The sequence below is a fragment of the Coprococcus sp. AF102-57 genome (genome assembly GCF_027686195.1).
GTDB lineage: Bacteria > Bacillota > Clostridia > Lachnospirales > Lachnospiraceae > Allocoprococcus > Allocoprococcus comes.
The window spans coordinates 119,667-141,587 of the sequence record NZ_JAQCSY010000003.1 but is presented as its reverse complement, the minus strand read 5'-3'; the positions used below and the strand labels follow the sequence as shown (position 1 = coordinate 141,587).

Annotated in this window: 14 protein-coding genes, 1 riboswitch and 1 other annotated feature; of the genes, 1 reads left to right on the top strand and 13 read right to left on the bottom strand. The window is 42.2% G+C overall.

Annotation, left to right across the window (positions count from 1 at the left end; genetic code table 11):
• Nucleotides 1-154: 154 nt before the first annotated feature.
• The 9 genes from PGZ10_RS03190 to PGZ10_RS03150 form a co-directional block, all read right to left on the bottom strand.
• Nucleotides 155-2,299 carry an ATP-binding protein gene (locus PGZ10_RS03190; protein ID WP_270540673.1) on the bottom strand — a complete coding sequence of 715 codons (2,145 nt, stop codon included), beginning with the start codon at nucleotides 2,297-2,299 and terminating at the stop codon, nucleotides 155-157.
• A gap of 146 nt (nucleotides 2,300-2,445) precedes the next feature.
• Entirely contained in the window at nucleotides 2,446-4,290 is a 1,845-nt protein-coding gene (locus PGZ10_RS03185) for an extracellular solute-binding protein (protein WP_270540671.1), read from the bottom strand.
• A 99-nt stretch (nucleotides 4,291-4,389) separates the two neighbouring features.
• Nucleotides 4,390-4,465, bottom strand: a riboswitch (cyclic di-GMP riboswitch).
• 141 nt (nucleotides 4,466-4,606) lie between these two features.
• Nucleotides 4,607-4,924: a helix-turn-helix domain-containing protein gene (locus tag PGZ10_RS03180; protein ID WP_270540670.1), complete on the bottom strand. Its 318-nt coding sequence runs from the start codon at nucleotides 4,922-4,924 to the stop codon at nucleotides 4,607-4,609.
• 284 nt (nucleotides 4,925-5,208) lie between these two features.
• A complete protein-coding gene (locus PGZ10_RS03175; RefSeq protein ID WP_270540669.1) occupies nucleotides 5,209-6,984 on the bottom strand; it encodes an LPD25 domain-containing protein in 1,776 nt (591 codons plus the stop codon).
• Between the two features lie 213 nt (nucleotides 6,985-7,197).
• A complete protein-coding gene (gene leuS / locus PGZ10_RS03170; RefSeq protein WP_270540668.1) occupies nucleotides 7,198-9,624 on the bottom strand; it encodes a leucine--tRNA ligase in 2,427 nt (808 codons plus the stop codon).
• Between the two features lie 118 nt (nucleotides 9,625-9,742).
• Nucleotides 9,743-9,980: a binding site (T-box leader), on the bottom strand.
• Nucleotides 9,981-10,067: 87 nt separating this feature from the next.
• Nucleotides 10,068-10,610 carry a M48 family metallopeptidase gene (locus tag PGZ10_RS03165; protein WP_270540667.1) on the bottom strand — a complete coding sequence of 181 codons (543 nt, stop codon included), beginning with the start codon at nucleotides 10,608-10,610 and terminating at the stop codon, nucleotides 10,068-10,070.
• Nucleotides 10,601-12,436: a DNA helicase RecQ gene (gene recQ / locus PGZ10_RS03160; protein ID WP_270540666.1), complete on the bottom strand. Its 1,836-nt coding sequence runs from the start codon at nucleotides 12,434-12,436 to the stop codon at nucleotides 10,601-10,603. The genes PGZ10_RS03165 and recQ overlap by 10 nt, the downstream gene beginning before the upstream one ends.
• On the bottom strand, nucleotides 12,429-13,370 hold the full coding sequence (locus tag PGZ10_RS03155; protein ID WP_008369798.1) for a TIGR03943 family putative permease subunit: 942 nt from the start codon (nucleotides 13,368-13,370) through the stop codon (nucleotides 12,429-12,431). The genes recQ and PGZ10_RS03155 overlap by 8 nt, the downstream gene beginning before the upstream one ends.
• Before the next feature lie 15 nt (nucleotides 13,371-13,385).
• Nucleotides 13,386-14,462: a CobW family GTP-binding protein gene (locus PGZ10_RS03150; protein ID WP_270540665.1), complete on the bottom strand. Its 1,077-nt coding sequence runs from the start codon at nucleotides 14,460-14,462 to the stop codon at nucleotides 13,386-13,388.
• 201 nt (nucleotides 14,463-14,663) lie between these two features.
• Here PGZ10_RS03150 and PGZ10_RS03145 point away from each other — a divergent pair, with 201 nt between their 5' ends.
• Entirely contained in the window at nucleotides 14,664-15,086 is a 423-nt protein-coding gene (locus PGZ10_RS03145) for a DsrE family protein (RefSeq protein ID WP_117555837.1), read from the top strand.
• 122 nt (nucleotides 15,087-15,208) lie between these two features.
• On the opposite strand, the gene PGZ10_RS03140 is transcribed toward PGZ10_RS03145, so the two are convergent.
• The 4 genes from PGZ10_RS03140 to PGZ10_RS03125 form a co-directional block, all read right to left on the bottom strand.
• On the bottom strand, nucleotides 15,209-16,819 hold the full coding sequence (locus PGZ10_RS03140) for a CvpA family protein (RefSeq protein WP_118199733.1): 1,611 nt from the start codon (nucleotides 16,817-16,819) through the stop codon (nucleotides 15,209-15,211).
• Between the two features lie 39 nt (nucleotides 16,820-16,858).
• Complete coding sequence (locus tag PGZ10_RS03135) at nucleotides 16,859-18,304, bottom strand: TrkH family potassium uptake protein (protein WP_118199732.1); 1,446 nt, start codon at nucleotides 18,302-18,304, stop codon at nucleotides 16,859-16,861.
• A 12-nt stretch (nucleotides 18,305-18,316) separates the two neighbouring features.
• Nucleotides 18,317-19,678 carry a Trk system potassium transporter TrkA gene (gene trkA, locus PGZ10_RS03130; RefSeq protein ID WP_215634097.1) on the bottom strand — a complete coding sequence of 454 codons (1,362 nt, stop codon included), beginning with the start codon at nucleotides 19,676-19,678 and terminating at the stop codon, nucleotides 18,317-18,319.
• Nucleotides 19,679-19,843: 165 nt separating this feature from the next.
• Nucleotides 19,844-21,919 carry an elongation factor G gene (locus PGZ10_RS03125; protein WP_022220725.1) on the bottom strand — a complete coding sequence of 692 codons (2,076 nt, stop codon included), beginning with the start codon at nucleotides 21,917-21,919 and terminating at the stop codon, nucleotides 19,844-19,846.
• Between the last annotated feature and the right edge of the window lie 2 nt (nucleotides 21,920-21,921).

The window sequence follows — 21,921 nt, the reverse complement described above, 5'->3', positions numbered from 1 at the left end:
CGAAATCATATTAAATCTCCTGTCTGTCTGTCTGTCTGTCTGTCTGTCTGTCTGTCTGTCTGTCTGTCTGTCAAATATATTTCTCTATACATCTCCTTGTCAACCTCCTAGTGTAAGAAAATTGCACTGCCGCATCAAATCCATTTGTCACTGTTCAGTGACCTGCGGTTCGGTACCCCCCCCCACCAGATTTTATACTTCTGATTGTTTTTTCCAGCACCTTCATCTCAACCGGTTTTGAAATATGTGCATTCATACCGGCTGCCAGAGAATGCTGAATGTCCTCCGAGAATGCATTGGCAGTCATGGCAATGATCGGAATCGTCTTTGCCAGTTCATGGGAGCTTCTGCGGATTGCCTTCGTTGCCTCATAACCATTCATAACAGGCATCTGCACATCCATCAGGATCACGTCATAATCACCTGGAGCAGACTGTTCAAATGTTTTCAAAATCTTTTCGCCATTTTCACAGATGGTACATTCCGCACCTTCAATCTTTAACAGCTCCGTCAGGATTTCTGCGTTCAGCTCATTATCCTCTGCACACAGGAATCTCATTCCCTGCAGGATATTACCATCCTGCTCATCTGTTTCTTCTTGTACCACCGGAGCAACTGTTCTATCCTCTGCAATTTTCAGATCCATGAGAACCTCAAAACAGCTTCCCTGTCCCAGGTCACTGTCCACATCAATGGTGCCTCCCATTGCCTCAACCAGGTTCTTAGTAATCGCCATTCCAAGTCCGGTTCCCTGTATTTTATTTGTGAGGGAACTTTCCGCACGGGTAAACGCATCAAAAATTGTATCCTTGAAATCTGCCGATATTCCCATACCATTATCGCTAACTAAGAAACGGTACTTTGCATAGACAGATGACTTTGTCTCACATTCTTCTACAAAGAACTGAATTTCCCCACCTTCCTGGGTATACTTCACTGCATTGGAAAGCAGGTTGCTGAAAATCTGCATCAGGTGAACCTGATCCCCATTCACCCACTCATGCTGAATATTTTCTTTTATGATTGTAAGGGTCTGCTGCTTTTCATTTATTTGAGAATGAAATATAGTGTCGAGTTCCTGCATAAAATCCAGAATAGAAAAGTCAGAATACTTGAAGACTGTTTTTCCTGCCTCAATCTTACTCATATCCAGAACATCATTAATAATTCCTAACAGATGCTGTGATGAAATATCTATTTTATCTGCATACTCTATAACTTTTGCTTTATTACCTGCATCATGTCTGATCAAAGATGTAATACCAATGATTGCATTCATAGGTGTGCGAATATCATGTGACATATTAGACAGGAAATCCGTTTTCGCCTTATTTGCATTTTCAGCTGTCTGTAAAGCCTCTGTTGCAACGTTCTTTGCCTTTTTCAGTTTTTGATTGATTACTTCCATTTCCTTCATTGTCTGCAAATGAAGTTCATTCTTTCTTTTTTCATATTCTGCTTTTTGATCTGCAAGACTAAGTCTGGAAATACTGTAGAATAATCCGGCAAAAAGTAAAAGTATAAAACCTGCCATGAGTATTGTTGTAAACAGCACCGTTTTCTGGTAATCCATCAGCACATTGTCAACAACTCCCTTTGCCACAATGCATACCAAAATGGTGTTGTTGCTTTCTATCGGGCAATACCCCAGATAATAGGGGTTCTGTTTTCCCAAAAGTGCAACTCCGGATTCTCTGTTATCAAACTTCTTTTTGAACCAATCAGCCTCTTCTTCTGTAATGGCCTGTTCCCCTTTTAAATGTTTTAACAAAGAATAATTACGCAGGTATTTATCTCCACTCTGGTTCGTATACGTAATATTTCCGTCATTATCCAGCATGAACAAATATGCTTTTCCGTCATAACCTTTCAGTTTTAACATGGAATCCAGTTTCGAATGATCATACACAGTTCCAATTGCCGTATAAGTTTCCCCATTGATCGTATATTCCTGACATGGAATTGCAACCAGATAACCGTCTTTTTTCTTCTGATCATAATCAAGACGCACCAGTTTTCCAATATTGTATCCATTCTTTAAGTCCAGCAGAAGTTTACTTGGCATATCAATCCGCATTTTTGTTCCACCTGCTGATATTGCCTGACCATTCTCCTGAATGAATATAAGGGTACTTTCCGATTCTTTTTCCCATGCCTCAAAGAAACTTTTGTTCACATCCGTTTCAAGAGACAGCCCCCTCTCATGAAGTAAAAATTCCTCAACCAACTGCAGCTGGCTGTAGTATCCACTCACCTGAAGATCATAGGTCTGCTGTATCTGTTCAACAACAGCTCCCATACTGCTTTTTCCATTTTCGCTGATATACTTGCTAGACTTGCTTATAAGATACTTTATACAACCTAAGCTTAAAAGAATAATAAGTAGTATAAGCAACAGCCTAGTTATTTTTTTTCTTTTATTTACCGTTTGTTCTATCTCCACTTTTACTGTTCAACCTCTATATAGTCTTCCGGTGCTGACGGCTGCTGTCCTTTTGACATTGCTGTGATCCATGCACTTGATAATGTTGTATCTTTAAGCTTCTCAATCTCACATTTCGGATTTATTTTTTTCAATACAGACATTGTGGTGTCTGTAAGAAGAATAGAGTATTCCTTTTCTTTGTCTATTTTCTTATCATTAACTGTCAAGTCCTTTAATGAAAATCCACTTTCCTCTTGATTGACGATCATTTTCATACCGGATGCAATTGGTAATTCGTATTTATTGGTTACGTAAAAATTCTCATCCGCATCGGCAAGATAATTTTCCACGAGTTCACAAACCTGTTTACCATTGATTTTTGCAACATATAATGCTGTATCTGAACTCTTCGCTGTCATCATGCCACCCCGGCTACTAGTGCATTCTCCTTTGTACATAGAAGAAGTGAAATAATAATATGGTGCCAGAGCCAGTTGTGCATCATTTTCTTCTCTGATCGTAGTTAAAATGGAAGATGCTGCATCACGGCCACTTCTATCGTTCAGTGAAATGGAATATTCATTTTCAAAATTCACCGTTGCTTTTTCTTCTGGATCTTTACGATTCATTACACTGCAAAAAGTATCATAAGCCTGTATTTCATCCATCTCCCCTGACAGTAATCCGTGAACAGCCTCAAGACTTGCATCAAATGATTTTTGAGCGGAATATCGGATATAAACAGCATTATTATTAATTTCCTCTTCCAGTCCAGGCACATCCTGCATCATGGTTGGAACATCTGTATTCAATGAAATAACGCCGCTTCCATCCGCAATCAGCTTTTGCCCCTCTTCTGAAATCATACAATCCAGCACATCCAGTGCAGTATCCAGTTTCTCCCGGTCTTTTTCCAGGTTTTTGTTAAATGCAATGTTTAAGGACGGAGTCATGTACACATAGGATTCATCCGATGTCTGTGAAAAATAAGGAATACGGATCAGCTCCGCATCCATCTGTTTCTGCAGCTGCTGCATAACCGTCGGATGTCCATGAAACATTGCTGATTTTCCCTCGACAAACATCTGGATTCCTGTATCGACGTCAATATTGATATCTTCTTTACCAAAGTGCGAGTCTTTCAGAAACTGACTGGTTTCTGAAAAAATACGTTTCCATAATGCATCATCAAACTTTACTTCATCCGCTGCAGTTTCTGCACCGTTTCGCCATTCAATACCATCCAGGCTTGTAAACTCACCGATTGCCGCCGCCTGGATGATTTCATTATTAGACCAGTCTTCCCCAAGATCCATGCAATACGGTTTTATGCCATTATCATAAAACTGCTGACAGGCCTGTACATACTCCTCATAATTTTCCGGAATCTTAATTCCATACTGTTCAAACAGTGTTTTGTTGGCAATGATCGTCTGCGGAATACCACAGATTGGCAGCCACTGGATTTCATCCTCCGCATTCTTATAATATTGCACCGCATAAGAATAATAATTAGAAACAACATCATAAGAAGCAAAATCCATAAGATAAGGCTGTAAGTCCTGTGCATCTGTTCCGGAGAATCGACGTACTGTTATGATATCCGGTAATTCATCATGTTCTTTAAAATAACTGTATAAATCGGTATCATTGTTACCAATAATAAATTCAATATCCTGTTCAGGAAACTGTTCATGGATATAGGGTGCAATATTTTTCATCAAACGATTTTCCCACAAATAAACGGTAAGATGATCATCGTTTTTAGATACTTCTTTCTTTGACTGTCCACATCCAGACAAGACAGCAGCTGCTACAAGTACACCTGACACCACTGCTATCAGACAACATTTTGCCTTTTTCATACTTTTATTTTCCTCATTCTTTCCTGATAAAATCATTATTGTCACGTCTATGAAATAACACCGCAAAAAAACACTGTCAGACAGACAGTGCACCTCATTTCATGCAACTGGCTGCCATTTTACAGGCCCTGTAGCTTTGCGTCCCAGACTTTCATCTGGTTTGCCGATTTCCTTATTATAGATATAGCTTTTAAACTTATGCCAAAAAAACTAATTTTATTATACTTTAACGTTCTACTATGCACAAGAAAAAAATTACCGTTTTAACGTTCAAAAACAAAAAAAGAACAGCCGATATATACATCGAACCGTTCTCCTACTTCCGAAGTCCACGCAGCATTGACATCACTGTTTCCTGCTCATTTGTATTCAGATCGTTCCATATCCTTAAAACTTCTTCCTGCTCTTCTGTCAGATTCTCTGAATTACCTTCCTGAAAAAACTGCGATAATGTCACACCCAAAGCTGCACATATTTTTTCAAGTGTGATCAGCGACGGCAGGTTTTCCTGCGCCATGATTCTTCCCAGTGACGACTGGGAAATTCCCGACAGCTGCGATAATCTGTATTTACTGATGTCACGCGTATCATATAAAGATGTTATTTTATCCGCAATATACTTCTCTATCTGCAAGTAACTATACCTCATTTCCGCTATTACATGTTCTTATTGTACCTGTAATAATGAAAAAATATTAGTAATCAACTTTGCAAGTATTCATTCCCATTATAGGAAGTATACCGGTAAAAAAATATAAAGATACTTTCGTTTCCGCAAAAGTCATTTTCGCTTATATCTATTTTATAATATCACAGCAAGTTACGTTTGTCACATAAAAGTTTGAAGCACAAATCATTCAAGACAAAAAAGCCGGAAGCCACGTTGTCATCCGTGACCTCCGACTCGTTCTGCTTATTCTACACCGTCCTTACACCCAAATCAGCTCCTCTCTCCGGCTTATCTTTTCCCTGTTTTTCCTGGATGATTCTCTTATTGATTTCCAAGCGTTCATGGATCGATAGTTTCTTCTCTTTTCCTATCATTGTCTTTTTCTCTGTTATTGCCTTTCTTTCAGCCTTCCCCGCATCCTTAACTACTGTATTTGCTTCAACGCCAGTTCTTGGCACAGCTTCTCTGCTCTCATTCTTTTCTGCTATCTGCTGTTCTCGTCTCTCCTTCACACCTTCTTCTTCCAGGCTACAAAAACTCTGCAAATATGGCAATACATGATTCTGCATATCTGTCAGATCTTCCATATATTTCTGATACTCTTCATTACCTTTTCCTTGCTGATAGCTAATCCAACTTTCATCCGTCAATTTCATTTCATTCTGCATTTTTAATTGACTGATGATGCCGCCGTTTCCGGTGCCAATATCTATCTTACCTTGAAAATGATGCAGCATCTTGTCACCCTTCTCAGCATAATATACTGTAAAAAACATCTGTGCTGTCGTTTTTTGTTCGATGGTGTTTGGATTACGATCAGCATACCAGACTTTGTCTTGTTCTACGGTTTTGGAATCCAAGTCAGATAACTTCTGGCATCTTGGATTCCCCAGCTCACTTTTCTCACAATAATTCACATATACCATCGGTTCCATATCTTTTGGAAGCTCCGGCTCATAGGCTTTCAGCCTTTCAATCAATACACCTGCACGCACAGACTGGTCACATTCTTCGTCTACGATATCCTTCAGATACGAAATATAGGAATGAATATTTCCACTTCGTAAATCCAGCATTACTTCCTGTACCGTATTTTCTCCCATTTCCACATTATCCCGATACTCATACGGATCAAAAGCTTCTGCAATCTCATCCAGTGCCTCTGCCAACTGTTCCGTGTTCATCTTCTCTGGATACATTGCTTCTCGAACATCCCGCATCGGAACGTACTTATAGTCAGGTAATGCTTCATGAATTTTCTCAATTCCTTCCCTTACCAGTACAAGTTCTCCATAAAATCGAACATCGTCCATCAGATTTCCAAGTACTGTATTTCCTTTTACAATTGCAAATTCAGCTTCATCATAGTAACTGTCTTCCGGATCACGATAAATAATTCCCATCGAGCATCCAAGATATGCAGTTTCTGGATTCTCCCTATATTTTTCATAGATTGCAGCTATCTGATTAACATCAGTACTCTTTTCATAATCGCCCATATCGTGGAACTCGTCGCTTTCTGTGGCAAAATATTCCAAATAAGGCGCTTTCTTCGGTGGCATATTGTTGAGGACGTTATCAATCATGTTATAATTTGCCTCTTCCAGTTCCTCCGCCGCTTCTTCAATAGGAATTTCATCATTCTCATAACCGCCACCATCCATCAAGCGGAAATCTTCATCGTAAAAGAAATAATCATATCCTTCTTCTGTTCTCTGAATAGCAAAATATCGTTCTCCTACCGCATATGACAGTTTACTAAGAACCTGTTCTTCCAGATTCAAGAAAGAATCCAGCTGTTCAAAACTGATACTGTCTACAAAATGAGCAATTACTTTTTCCTCGTCATTCAGAACTACGATATCACTGACAGACAGAGAATGCCCACGGAAGTCTTTCGGTCTGTCAATGTTGAACCTTTCAAAAATAATGTCCTTCTTGTTCCTAACAACAGGTTTGCTTCTTTCAAAGAGTGAATCTATGGATATTTCTGCATTATAAAATGACGCAGATAATGTTTTCACTACCTACGCCATTTCTCATTACATCTTTGAAATATTTACTCCATTTTCTTTCAATCTTTACTCCAAATTTACTCCATTTTAAAAATCTGTTACGATATTTTGCGGTATTCTACGATACCTTTTCTTTGAAGAAAAATGTCCGTAAACCTTGATTTTAAGCGAACTTTTCAATATTCTCAAGCACTTTATCCTGTTGTGAGATTTTCTTCTCAATTATTTTTGAACAATGTTTATGATCTTCTTCGGAACGTAAATTTCTTTTACGATATTTCCTGTAAGCTTATCAGCAATTGCTTCTTTTCCGGCAGCGATTGCTTCTTCTTTTGTAGCCTCTGCGGAAATCTTGATGACTGCTCTTGTTTTTCCATTAATCTGTACCGGAATTTCGATTTCATCATCTTTCATGGCTTCTGTATCGTATTTTGGCCATCCGGCACGGAATACGCTTTCTTTGTTGCCAAGTTCTTCCCAGATTTCTTCTGCCATATGTGGTGCAAATGGTGCCAGTAATACGGCAAGGGTATCCAGAGTATCTCTGTCTACTCCACCTTCTTTCTTAGCGATTGCAACCAGTGTATTTGTATGCTCCATGAATGCAGAGATAACGGTATTCAGGCTGAAGCTTTCCAGACGGGTTGTGATATCATAAACCAGTTTATGACGTACTTTGATCATCTCTTTGGTTGGTTTGATATCTTTATCCTTGCTGTCCATAAGCAGGTTCCAGAGTTTCTTAAGGAAACGGTATACACCATCGATTCCTCTGTCATCCCACTCTGCATCCAGTTCCGGTGGTCCTACGAAGAGTTCATACATTCTTAAAGAATCGCATCCATAATCTCTTACAAGATCATCCGGAGACACGACATTTCCTTTTGACTTACTCATCTTGATACCATTCTTACCTGTGATCATTCCCTGGTTGAACAGTTTGACAAACGGCTCATCAAAATCGATCACACCGATATCGCAAAGGAATTTAGTATAGAATCTTGAATACAGAAGGTGAAGTACTGCATGTTCTACACCACCGATATACATATCTACCGGAAGCATTGCATCTGCTTTTTCTCTGGATACAAGTTCTTCGTTGTTGTGATTATCTACATAACGCAGGAAATACCATGAAGATCCAGCCCACTGCGGCATAGTATTTGTCTCACGTTTTGCCGGTTTTCCACAAACAGGACAGGTTGTATTTACCCATTCGTCGATTCCTGCAAGTGGAGATTCTCCTGTTCCTGTCGGTTCATAAGATTCTACATCCGGCAGTCTCAGTGGAAGCTGATCTTCCGGTACCGGTACAGCACCACAATCCGGGCAGTGTACGATCGGAATTGGTTCTCCCCAGTATCTCTGACGGGAGAATACCCAGTCACGCAGCTTGTAGTTTACAGTTGCACGTCCGATTCCTCTTTCTTCGATGATATGTGGAGCTTCTTTCTTAAGGACAGAGCTTTCCATGCCATTCCATTCTCCGGAATTGATCATCGTTCCAGAAGCCTCTGTGTAAGCTTCTGTCATATTTTCGATTTCTTTACCGTCTTTTGCAATAACCTGGATGATCGGGATGTTGAACTTGGTTGCAAATTCAAAGTCACGGTCGTCATGAGCCGGTACACACATGATGGCTCCTGTACCATAATCAGCCAGTACATAATCAGAAAGCCAGATCGGTACCTTTGCTCCGTTCAGAGGGTTGATCGCGTAAGTTCCTGTAAATACACCTGTTTTTTCTTTGTCCTGCAGACGGTCTACATTAGACTTCATAGAAGAATCGAAGATATATTTTTCTACTTCTTCTTTGTGTTCCGGTGTTGCAAGCTCTGCTGCAAGCTTATGTTCCGGTGCAAGTACCATGAAGGTTGCCCCATGAAGCGTATCTGGTCTTGTTGTGTATACAGTGATCTTATCTTCTCTTCCTTCAACTGGGAAATCTACTTCTGCACCGTAAGATTTACCGATCCAGTCTGTCTGCATCTTTTTAACTTTTTCCGGCCAGTCAAGCTTATCCAGGTCATTTAACAGACGGTCTGCATATTTTGTGATACGCAGCATCCACTGACGAAGGTTCTTCTTTGTAACTTCAGCGCCGCAGCGTTCGCATTTTCCGCCTACAACCTCTTCGTTTGCAAGACCTGTCTTACAAGACGGGCACCAGTTGATCGGGAATTCTTTTTCGTATGCAAGTCCTTCTTTGAACATCTTTACAAAGATCCACTGTGTCCATTTGTAGAAATCAGGATCTGTTGTATTGACTTCCATATCCCAGTCATAAAGCGCTGAGATCTCATTGATCTGACGTTTGATATTCGCGATGTTTGCTGCTGTCGATTTTGCAGGATGGGTTCCCATCTTGATCGCATAGTTTTCAGCCGGAAGGCCGAATGCATCCCATCCCATCGGATGAATGATGTAATATCCCTGAAGCAGTTTGTAACGGCTCCACACATCGGAGATAACATAGCCTCTCCAGTGTCCTACATGAAGACCGTTTCCTGACGGATACGGGAACATGTCCAGACAATAATATTTCTTTTTCGGGTTGCCGTTTTCATCCACTTTCGGATTAACCGGATTTTCAGCCCATTTTTCTTTCCATTTCTTTTCGATTGCCTTATGATTGTAAGGTACTGCCATTTTTCTTTCCTCCTGGTATTGTTTCAGTATGAAAAAAAGTGTCTTAACCTTTTATTTAACAGGAAATTCCATCAGGATTTCCTGTTAAATAAAAATCTTTCGCCTCTTTTGATAAATTCAAAGAGACGAAAGATTAAATTCCGTGGTACCACTCTTCTTCGCCGCATCCCGGTAACATAACTTGCGGTGCAGCGCACTTGTGATTCTATAACGGGAATTCCCGCTTCTGCCTATCTGAAAACCGTTCAGCAGAAGAACTCAAAGGCGAGTTCAAAGATCTGATCTGCTGCCTTGCACCGCCCGGCAGTTCTCTGTACAGACTCTAATCTTTTACTGATCCTTATCCTTGTTTTTTTCATATACCTTGTTATTATAAAAATAAATACAAGTTCCGTCAAGAGATTCTTGATTGTTTTCTACGAATTCTTGATTATTTTTACCATTTAAAATTGATTTCCGTTATCTCTCAGCCATTTTCTATATTTTTTATAGTCCGGCATCCACGTCGCCACGACCTTCCAGAATGCAGCGGAATGATTCATTTCTCTACGGTGTGCCAGCTCATGCACCACAACATAATCCAGAACTCCCGGAGGCATCAGCACCAGCTTCCAGTTGTAATTGAGATTCCCCACGCTGCTGCAGCTTCCCCATCTGGTCTTCTGCTCCCGGATGGAAATACGTCCATAGGTCACACCCATTTTCCGGGCATAGTATCCGGTTCTTGCACCTAATACTTCTCTTGCCAGATTTCGGTAATATTTCTTTTCAGCTTCCGGCATCTCTCTCTTTTCCTGCCGCTTCATTGCATTTTCCTTCTGAAGCTTCACCTTCTGCCGGATCCAGTTCTCTTTTTCCAGAAGAAACCGGTCAATCCGCTTTTCCTCGCAGGAATAGGGTGCTCGGACCGTCACCTTTCCTTCCCGGTCAATTTCGATTCCGATGCTTCTTCGGTTTGACCGGATCAGACGATATTCTATGTCCACGACCGGATTACCTCCAGAAAGCGCTCTCCATATTTTTCAAACTTGAACTCTCCCACACCGGAAACTTTCAGCATAGCATTCTTATTTGTCGGTTTTTCGATACACATCTGCACAAGAGTCTTATCGGAAAATACAATATAAGGCGGAACTTTTTCTTCTCTTGCTATCTCTGCCCGCAGAACGCGCAGGATTTCAAAAGACTCTTCCTGCTCTTTATTAAGGACCAGTCCTGCTGTTTTTTTCACTTTTTTCTTCGGCGTTTCCTTCGCCTCTTTCTCCGGTTCTTTTGCCATCTTCATTGCAAATGTCTCCTGCCCTGCAATCAGTGCTTCCGACTTTTCAGTCAGTTTCACGATCATATAAGAATCCGGTGTGGTCTTCAGATATCCTTCTGCCAGAAGCTGGTTGAAGATCTGCCTGAGTTTCCACGATGGCGTCTTAGAAAGTACCCCGTAAGCCGGACTGACACCCATGCCATACTGCCGGATCTTCGCATTATTTGCTCCATGCACCGTATCCAGAATCACATTAATTCCATAACGCTGATGACTTTCTTTTACACACATGGCAAGTATCCTTGCCTCTGCCGTCATATCCACAGTATCAAACTGCGTCTTACAGTTTGAACAGTTCCCACAGTAATTGCTTCCGTATTCCCCAAAATACCGCAGAATATAATCACGCAGACATTCCTTTGTAAAACAATAATAAGTCATCTTTTTCAAGCGCTCCTGATCCCGCTCCATCACGATCCGGCGCGTCAGCTCATCCAGTTCCTGATTGTCGCGGTTGTTCTCAATGAACATCTGGTTTGTGATCACATCCTGTCCACTATATAAAAGCAGGCACTCCCCCGGCTCACCGTCTCGGGCGCAGCGTCCCACTTCCTGATAATAGGACTCCAAATTCTTCGGCATATTGTAATGTACGACAAAGCGGACATTGGATTTATCAATTCCCATCCCGAATGCATTCGTCGCCACCATGATCTGTTTCCGGTCATAAATGAAATCATCCTGATTATCACGCCGCTCCCGGTCTGTCAGTCCCGCATGATACCTGGTCACGGAAAACCCATCCATTTCCAGGAGTGCGCAATTTTCCTCCACCTGCTTTCTGGTCAGGCAGTAGACGATCCCGCACTGATCCGGATGCTCCTCAATGAATGCTTTGAGTGCGGCATATTTATTCTTTGGAGACTGTACCGCAAGGAACAGATTCGGTCTGTCGTAACCTGTCATTACTACTTCCGGATCCTCCAGCATCAGAATATCGATCATATCCTCTCTTACTTCTTTCGTCGCAGTTGCAGTAAATGCACTCACAACCGGCCGCTTCGGAAGATGCTCTACAAACTCTGTGATCTTTAAATAACTTGGCCGGAAATCCTGTCCCCACTGGGAAACACAGTGCGCTTCATCGACTGCGATCATAGAAATATCCACGCTCATAGCAAAATCCATAAACTCTGCAGTTTCCAGCCGCTCCGGTGCCACATAGATAATCTTATATCTTCCTTCTTTTGCAAAAGCAAGTGCCTTCCGGTACTGCCCCATAGTCAGGGAACTGTTCAGATAGGCTGCATGAACCCCTGCCTGGTTGAGGGATGCCACCTGATCCTTCATAAGAGAAATAAGGGGAGATATCACAAGTGTAATACCTCCCATCATCAGCGCCGGAATCTGAAAACAGATGGACTTTCCGGCTCCCGTTGGCAGTATGCCGAGTACATCCCGACCGGACAGGATCGCATCGATCAGTTTCTCCTGTCCCGGTCGGAATCCGTCATAGCCAAAAAATTGCTTTAATACTTGAAATTTATCCAAGATATACTACCTCTTCTTCCGGTTTTTCTGCGGATTCCATCTCCAGCATATAAAGAACCGGCTGCTTTGGAACCATCGGACGGTACGCTTCGTACTCGAACTTGACGGTTACTTTTTTCCAGCTTCTCTGTGTAATCTGCGCTGCCCTTCCAAGATTACATGGATATCCATAGAAACGGATATCATCTGCGCAGCAGGTCATGATCTGTCTTCCCGGAATCAGCATATTTGCCGGCATTCCCTTCGGACGGAAAAGCTGTGCAAGGAAGGTGATCTTCTTGTGCTCGTAGCGCTCCGGATGCTCATATGCATCCACATACCAGGTACCAAAGTCCACATCATCAATGAAGATATGGTCTGCTTTCAGATCATATGGCAGATCCTCTTCTGTCTGCGGGATAATATTGCCATCCACGCCTTCAAAGATCAGCTGTGCCTGCGGGTTCTGGATCTTAAGGGCACGTCTGAACGCACTTCGGTCTGTATTTTCCCCACAACGGTTGATGATGATCAACTCAGATTCTGTAAGCTGGTTCATCAGCATATTCCGCATATTCTTCAGGTACATGTCCAACGTCTCACCGCTAACCGTTGAGTACACACCCTGAATCTCCCAGTTGCGTGGAAAATCTTCATCCAGGATTTCCTGCAGATCCCAGGTTCCATTGTACTCAATGATCACCTGGACCGGATGATAGATCTTCTCACAGTTTTCAAAGAAAGTTTTATTTAACTTTTCTCTTTCTTCTATATTGAAGAGGAACAGTCCGTTCTCATCCAGATATTTTTCCGAGTACTCTTCCTCTCCCTCTTCACACTGCAAAAGCAATGTCGGACCTTCTTCGATCCATTCCTGCTTCATCAGTGTGTCCTTGATAAATGTTGTTTTTCCACTGTCCAGAAATCCTGTACAGATATATACCGGTGTTGTCATCGCCGCTTGCTCCTCCTAGATATGGAATAACTTAATCAGATCCTCTTCTTTGAGATCTGTTCCGATCACGCATACACGTCCTGTGTAATCAGCCTGTCCCTCACGGACTTCATATTCTTCCGGAACCATATCAAACTGCTTCCAGGAACCGTCTGCCATCTGGATAATTCCTTTGGAACGAAGTACGGTTCCGTAAGCATCTGTCTCAGATAATGCTTTCAGCAGGTAATCCAGTTCTTCTTCTGTATACTTATGAGCAGTCTCCTTGCCCCAGCTCGTAAATACTTCATCTGCATGATGATGTCCTTCGTGTCCGTGGTGATGGTCATGGCATCCGCAGGTGCAGTTCTCATCATGTTCGTGATGATGCTCATGCTCTTCGTGATCGTGATGATGGTCGTGATCATGACCGCAGCCACATTCGTCATCATGATGATGGTGATGTTCGTGGTCGTCATGCTCGTGTGCATGTTCTTCCAGGATACCTTCGATCTCAGCGCCATGCTGCAGGGCATGCAAAACGGCATCTTTTCCAAGTTCTTCCCAAGGTGTGGAAATAATGGTTGCCTCTGCATTTTTCTCACGCAGCATATGCACGCACTCTTCTACCTTTTCATCTGTCATCATCTGGGTACGGCTGATAACGATCGTAGATGCATGCTCTACCTGGTTATTGAAGAATTCTCCGAAGTTCTTGAGATAGATTTTTGCTTTCTTACCGTCAACAACTGTGATTCTTCCGTCAATCTCAATATCTGCCTCATCTTTGACACCCTCGATTGCTTTTACAACATCAGAAAGCTTTCCAACTCCTGAAGGTTCGATGATGACACGATCCGGTGTATAATCTACAAGTACTTTCTGAAGTGCTTTGCTAAAATCCCCCACCAGTGTACAGCAGATACATCCTGAGTTCATCTCTGTGATCTCAACGCCGGCATCTTTTAAGAATCCGCCATCAATACCGATCTCCCCAAATTCGTTCTCGATCAGGACCAGTCTTTCTCCCGGAAATACATCCTCGATCAGTTTCTTGATGAATGTTGTCTTTCCTGCTCCCAGGAAACCAGAAATAATATCAACTTTCGTCATTTTTCGTTCCTCTTTTCTTATTATTATAATTTCATAAATTAGCCTTTTCTAACTGCAAATTGTTTCCGAGCTATATCGTATCACATTTCTTTAAAAGATGCAAATAAATAGCTTGTTAATGCATTGTGATTAGTGTATAATAGTTTTATAAAATCTCGTACTTTTTTAGTACAAATTCATAAACAAAGGAGACTTGATAATATGGTTAATTTATTGACAGGCCCAAAAGGAAGCGGAAAAACCCAGCAAATGATCGAACGTGCTAACGAAGCTGTAAAGACATGTGAAGGAAACGTATTCTTCATCAAGAAGAGCCACAGAGATACATACAGCTTATCTTTCAACATCAGAGCGATCTGCATGGATGACTATGATGTAATCACCAATACCGATGAATATCTTGGATTTATTTACGGTATGTTAAGCGCAGACCATGATATCAAAGCAATCTTTATCGACGGTATTTTAAAACACGCCGACATCACACTTGAGAACATTCCTTCTTTCATCGAAACACTGAAAAAGATCTCCAAAGAAAATGATGTAGATTTTTATGTCAGCATCAGTGCAACGAATGAACAGCTTGGTAATGTAGATTTTGAAAATTGTACACTCCTTAACTAAGATAGACATTATCCAAAAGGAGGGATGAAGATTTTCTGTAAATCTTCATCCCTCCTTTTATGGTTTTCCAAATGTGACAGAGCACATTCTTTTTATGCTATGATACCAGGGTCAAAAACATGCTATTTCAAAGACAAAACCGTATTTGCCTTATCCCCTTTTGCATACTCCAGTTTTACATCATCTCCCACATTGTACTTGATGATCTCAATAAAATCGACTACCGATACATCAAAAATCTCATCTGATCCTTCCAGCATAATGTAGTAATGAGAATCTCCATCTATAACGCCCTGGGCGATTTTCGTGATCTTTCCTTCGATCGTGCCGGTATCCATCTTCACTTCTTCTTTTTCCTTGATTCCATTGGTAAGAAGCAGATTATTGTAGGATTCTTCACATACACTTACCGTATCCCCGATCGCAACAACCTGGTACTTCTGGACATTGACCATTGCATACTTTTTCACAAGTCCTGCATCATCCTTAAGTGCCATAAAGTAAGTCGGCTCCCCGGAAATGTTAAGCAACAGCGGGAAAGTCGCCCGATACTTCAGGTTCTGTACCTGTCCTTCTGCCGATGCCATCGCAGAATCCTCGATCGCACCTGCCACCGGATAATACTTTGTCTCCATAGTTCTCTGGTTCATCAGAACAAATCCCACATTGGACTGGTCACTGTTTACAGAAGTTACTCCCGTGTACACCCATACATCATCATCAATCGCCAGATAATTATATCCGTTTGTTGTCTTCAGACAATCTTTCTGGCTGAGTACACTGTTAAAATACCCATGCTTTAACGTGCCATAATAATCATAAAGCTGTACCAGAAGATCTGCCGAATAGGCTCGGTCGATCCATTCCGGGACTTCATCGATCCTGTAGTCCTGCATTTCGCCGGTGATCGCATTGCAGAGCACCACATGTCCTACCGTTTCTCCTCCGAAAAGACCGATATTATACTTTTTGACCGGTGCTACCCAGTATGGAACACCATTATCATCAATTTCAAAACTAAGGTCTCCGTAAATATAAGTCGGATGCGCAAAACGAAGATGACGGTAAATATTTCTTCCAAAATGCTCGCTGGTCGAATACTTCATTCCCTGCTCCAGCTTTACCATCTCCGTTGTCTGACTTGCCATATCGATCCGGATATATGCAGGAAGTCCATCTTTCCGATTGGTAAACCATTTGATCAGATTCGCATATTTCAAAGGTGACACACGGACCGGACGATCCTTGTAGTTGATCTGACTGTAGATATCGTCCACCTCAAACTGGGATACCATATCTGACATGCTTCCCATCTTCCGGTCTCCTAAAAGCTGCGCAGACTCCTTATCCAGAAGCGGGATCTGGTCAAAGGAAAGCTCCTCGATATCTTTTGTGAATTCGCCCTCTTCTACCTTCAGAAGCTGTTGGTATTTCTTCGCATTCACAATCGGTGAAGAAAGAATGGTTCCGGCCAGATAAACCACTAACAAAAGAATAAAAAGACGGACACACCATTTGAAACCTTTGGATTCTTTCATCTCCTTCAGATCAATCGCTCCGTATCGCAAGCCTTTTTTTCCTGCAAGCACAAGACCGACCGCAAGCACCAGAACAAGCACAAAATACCACACTCCGGAAGAATGGATATTAAAAGCCGGCAGTGATACATAATACCAGATTCCTGCTGCCACTAAAAGCAGCAGAAAACTAATCGCTATATTTTTCTTTTTCATAAATTCTCCTTTTCATCGTTTTACCTTACCAAAGCTGTCTTAGAATTTTCTACTCCAAAGTGACGGCGAGAACAGCATCAGGAACGGGAAGATTTCCAGTCGTCCGATCAGCATATCCACGCAGAAAACAATCTTCGAAAAGTCTGAGAACTTCGCAAAATTTTCCACCGGTCCTACCAGATTCAGTCCCGGTCCTACATTATTAAGTGTAGTAAGCACTCCGGTAAATGAAGTAGTAAAATCAAAGTTATTGATCGAGATCAGAAGCACGGATACGATCAGGATTAGTATATACGCAATAAAGTATACATATACCCCCCGCATCGTCTCTTCTTTCACTTTTTTCCCATTTATTTTTACGATATTGACTGCTTTCGGATGGATCATAGTTTTCAGCTCCCGGCGGATGCTTTTTACCAGGATCAGAAGTCTTGATACTTTGATACCACCGCCTGTTGAACCGGCAGAAGCACCGATTACCATCACAAGAAGCAGAACACATTTGGAAAGCTCCGGCCACTTGTTGAAATCTGCCGTTACAAATCCAGTTGTCGTGATCACGGATGCCACCTGGAACGCCGCATAGCGGAATGCCTTTAAAAGAGAATGATAACCTCCGGCGATATTGCAGGTGATCACAACGGTTGCTCCTGCAATGATTCCCAGGTAAGCACGCAACTCCTCATTCTTAAATACACTCTTAAATTCTTTCAAAAGCAGAAAAAAATACAGGTTAAAATTGATACCAAACAGGATCATAAATACGGTGATCACACCATCAATGTAGGCACTGTTGAAGTGTGCCACACTTGCATTGTAGCTGGAAAATCCTCCGGTACCGGCAGTACTGAATGCATGTGTCACTGCGTCAAACAGGTTCATCCCTCCTGCCAGAAGAAAAACTACCTCAATTGCAGTCAGTGCAAAATACATTCCATACAGGATCCTTGCGGTTCCTCTTGCCTTTGGAACCAGTTTATCTGCCTCTGGTCCCGGAACTTCCGCACGCATCAGATGCATGGAATTCTTCTCATCCAGAGAGGTAAGTACCATAACAAATACCAGCACTCCCATTCCACCAACCCAATGTGTCAGGGAACGCCAGAAAAGAATTCCTTTCGGAAGTCCTTCAATCTCAGTCAGGATCGTAGAACCTGTCGTCGTAAATCCGGATACTGTTTCAAAAAAAGCATCCACATAGCTTGGAATACTTTTACTGAGTACAAATGGAAGTGCACCTGCAAGTGACCAGAAAATCCAGGCCGTTGCAACAATGATCAGACCTTCTTTGGCATAAATCGTCATGTTCTCCGGGCATTTTCTGCCAAACAGCAGATAAATTGCCGTCAGGATCGCAGCTGTAATCAGAAAATAAACCGATGTGTGCTCGCCATAAATAATTCCAACCATCATCGGAAGCAGCATCAGCAGTCCCTCTACTCCCATCATCTTACTGATGATATAGCGTATCATTTTCACATTCATTTCTTTTCACCCCTATTGCTCAGCCAGAATATCTGTGATATCCTTAACTTTCTTCTGGGTCGTAACGATTACAACACTGTCGCCCACCTGAATGGATTCATCCCCGTCCGGAATAATAATCTGCCGTTTTCTTCCGATACATGCGATCAGATTGTTCGGCTTCAGTTCCAGATCCTTAAACGGGATATCTGTATATTCTGTTTTTTCTTTGATAATAAATTCCAGTGCTTCTACTCTTCCGCCAACCAGCTGATACATAGATTCAACATTGACATTCTTGAGAGAATTCTGGCGTGCACGCACATAACTCATGATCGCATCTGCTGTTGCAGTCTTTGCTGATACAATCAGATCGATCCCAAGTTCCTCGACAAGCTGGGCACGTCCGTCTTCGTTGACCTTTGCCACGATCTTGTCCACACCTTTTGTCTTTGCAAAAAGTGCAAGGATAATATTCTCCTCATCCATACCGGTCAGGCTGACCAGGGCATCTGCCTGTTCAATTCCTTCTTCGATCAGAAGGTCATGATCTGCGGCATTCCCACAGATGATCGTCGCTTTCGGAAGCTGGTCGCAGAGATCTTCGCATTTCTTCCAGTCCTGCTCAATGATCTTAACCTGCATACCAAGTCCTAAAAGCTGTTTTGCCAGATAATATCCGACTTTTCCCCCACCACAAACCAGAATATTCTTCGGCTCTTTCCGCTTTCCGATCAGATGGAAAAATTCTTCAATATATTTGTGGGATGCAACAATATGAAGCCGGTCTCCATCATGGATGACAAAATCACCATTCGGGATGATCACTTCCGATCCACGTCTTACAGCACATACCAGAACTTTGATCTGGAACTTGCGGTAAAGCTCAGCAAGCGATACTCCGCCCAGATGGCTTCTTTCTTTGACAATGAATTCTACCATTTCGACTTTTCCCTTCATAAAAGTCTCTACCTTTGCAGTATCCGGAAGAAGGATCGATCTGGAAATCTCAAATGCAGCCATAAGTTCCGGGTTGACAGCCATACTCAGTCTTAAGTCCTCTTTCAAAAGATCGATCTGCTGATAATAGATTGGATTCCTTACACGGGCGATCGTGTGCTTTGCCCCCAGTCTCTTTGCGAGCAGGCAGCTCAGCATATTCAGTTCATCTGTCGATGCACATGCCACAACAAGATCAGCGCCCGGCACTCCTGCTTCTTTCTGCACTTTCGCATCTGCACCATCTCCGGTAATGCAGAGAATATCAAGCTGATTCAGTGCTTCTTTTAATTTTCCCTCATTCTGGTCAATCAAAACCACATCGTAATTTTCTTCGGATAACTGTATGGTCAGTTTATGACCAACCTTCCCGTCCCCAATAATTACAATTTTCATTTTTCTTTTCCTCTACTTTTGCTCTTAATACTAAGCCTTTAATACTAAAATTGTATAAAATACCAATGGGACAGCCGAAGCTGCCACCATCATAATATGTATACCACTTTTAGTACGAAAGTACAATAGAAAAAACCGGGATTTTCTCCCGGCTTTTCCTTATTCTTATTCTTCAGCTGCACGCTTTTCAATTTCTTTTTCCTGTACATCTGCCGGAGCCTGTTCATAACGGGCAAATTCATACGAATAGCTTCCTCGTCCACCTGTCATAGAACGAAGTGTTGTGCAATATCCAAACATGCCTGTCATCGGTACATCCGCTTCAATTACCTGATATCCGCCTGACTGTGGATTCATTCCAAGAACACGGCCACGTCTCTTGTTCAGATCTCCCATAACGTCTCCGGTATAATCATCCGGAACGGTTACTTTCACAGATGCGATTGGCTCAAGAAGAACCGGTCCTGCTTCCATAAATCCTTTCTTAAATGCCTGGATCGTCGCAGTCTTAAATGCCATTTCAGAAGAATCTACCGGATGGTAAGATCCATCATACAGGGTTGCTTTCACGCCAACTACCGGATATCCGGCGAGAGGTCCTTTTAATACAGATTCCTGCAATCCTTTTTCAACCGCCGGGAAATAGTTCTTCGGAACAGCACCTCCGACTACTTCTTCCTGGAATACATACGGTGTATCCAGATCTCCGGATGGTTCAAAACGCATCTTAACATGTCCATACTGTCCATGTCCTCCGGACTGTTTCTTATACTTGGTATCTACATCCGAATTCTTGCGGATTGTCTCACGGAATGCAACTTTTGGTGTCTCCAGTCTGATTCCGACTTTGTAACGTTCTGCCAGCTTGCTTGCTGTCACTTCCAGATGCTGGTCACCCATTCCATAAATCAGTGACTGGCGGTTCTCACTGTCATTTACCACTTTCAGTGTCACATCCTCTGCCATCATCTTCGCAAGAGCCTGTGATACCTTGTCCTCATCACCTTTGTTATTCACTACATACTTCATATATGTATACGGTTTGGAGTATTCGGTTCTTCCATAAGATACCGGTGTATTTTTTGTTGAAAGGGTATCCCCTGTCTTTGTACTTGTCAGTTTTGCAATCGCTCCGATATCACCTGCAAACAGTTCCTGAACTTCTACCGGTTTGTTGCCGGATAAGGTGTAGATCTTGCCGATCTTTGCTTCTGCATCTGACTCCGGATTGTAAAGGACATCATCCCCCTTTAATACACCGGAACATACTTTTACGAAAGAATATTTTCCGATAAACGGATCTACCATGGTCTTGAATACATATGCGGTCTTTGCGGCTGCAAAATCATGATGTGCTTCAAAGATCTCATTGGTCTTACGGTTGATACCTACGCATTCACGGTATTCCGGACTTGGGAAAAATCTTACGATATCAGACAGTAAGTTTGCAACACCCTGTGCCTGAACATTGGATCCCATTGCTACCGGAACGATATCTCCGTCCATAACTTCTGTTCTCATGGCAGAGCGGATCTCTTCAACCGAGAATTCATCTCCCTCAAAATAACGTTCCATAAATGCTTCACTGGTCTCTGCCACTGCTTCAAGAAGCTTCTCTCTGTAAATCTGCAGGTTCGGCAGACAGTAATCCGGAATCTCACACTCTTCTCTCTGTCCAAGTCCGGTGTATCTTCTACCTGCATTCTTGATAACATTGACATAACCTACTAATTTCTCGTTCTCACGGATCGGTTGGAAATGTGGTGCGATCACTTTACCGTATCTTGCGGTCAGATCTTCAACAACCTGACGGAAGCTGGCATCATCCACATCCATCTCAGTAACATAGATCATACGCGGAAGATTATACTTATCACAGAGCTCCCATGCTTTCTCGGTTCCTACCTGCACACCGGCTTTTCCGGAAACAACGATAACAGCTGCATCGGCTGCGCTGACTGCTTCTTCCACTTCTCCGACAAAATCAAAATATCCAGGTGTATCAAGGATATTAATCTTTGCTTTTTCCCATTCAATCGGAATCAGACTTGTGCTAAGTGAGAATTTACGTTTCTGTTCTTCTTTATCAAAATCACTGATCGTATTACCGTTCTCAACAGATCCCATACGATTTGTTGCTCCAGATACATAAGCCATCGCTTCTGCCAGACTGGTCTTTCCGCTTCCCCCATGTCCTAAAAGGACCACGTTTCTAATTTCATCCGTTCTGTAAACCTTCATGC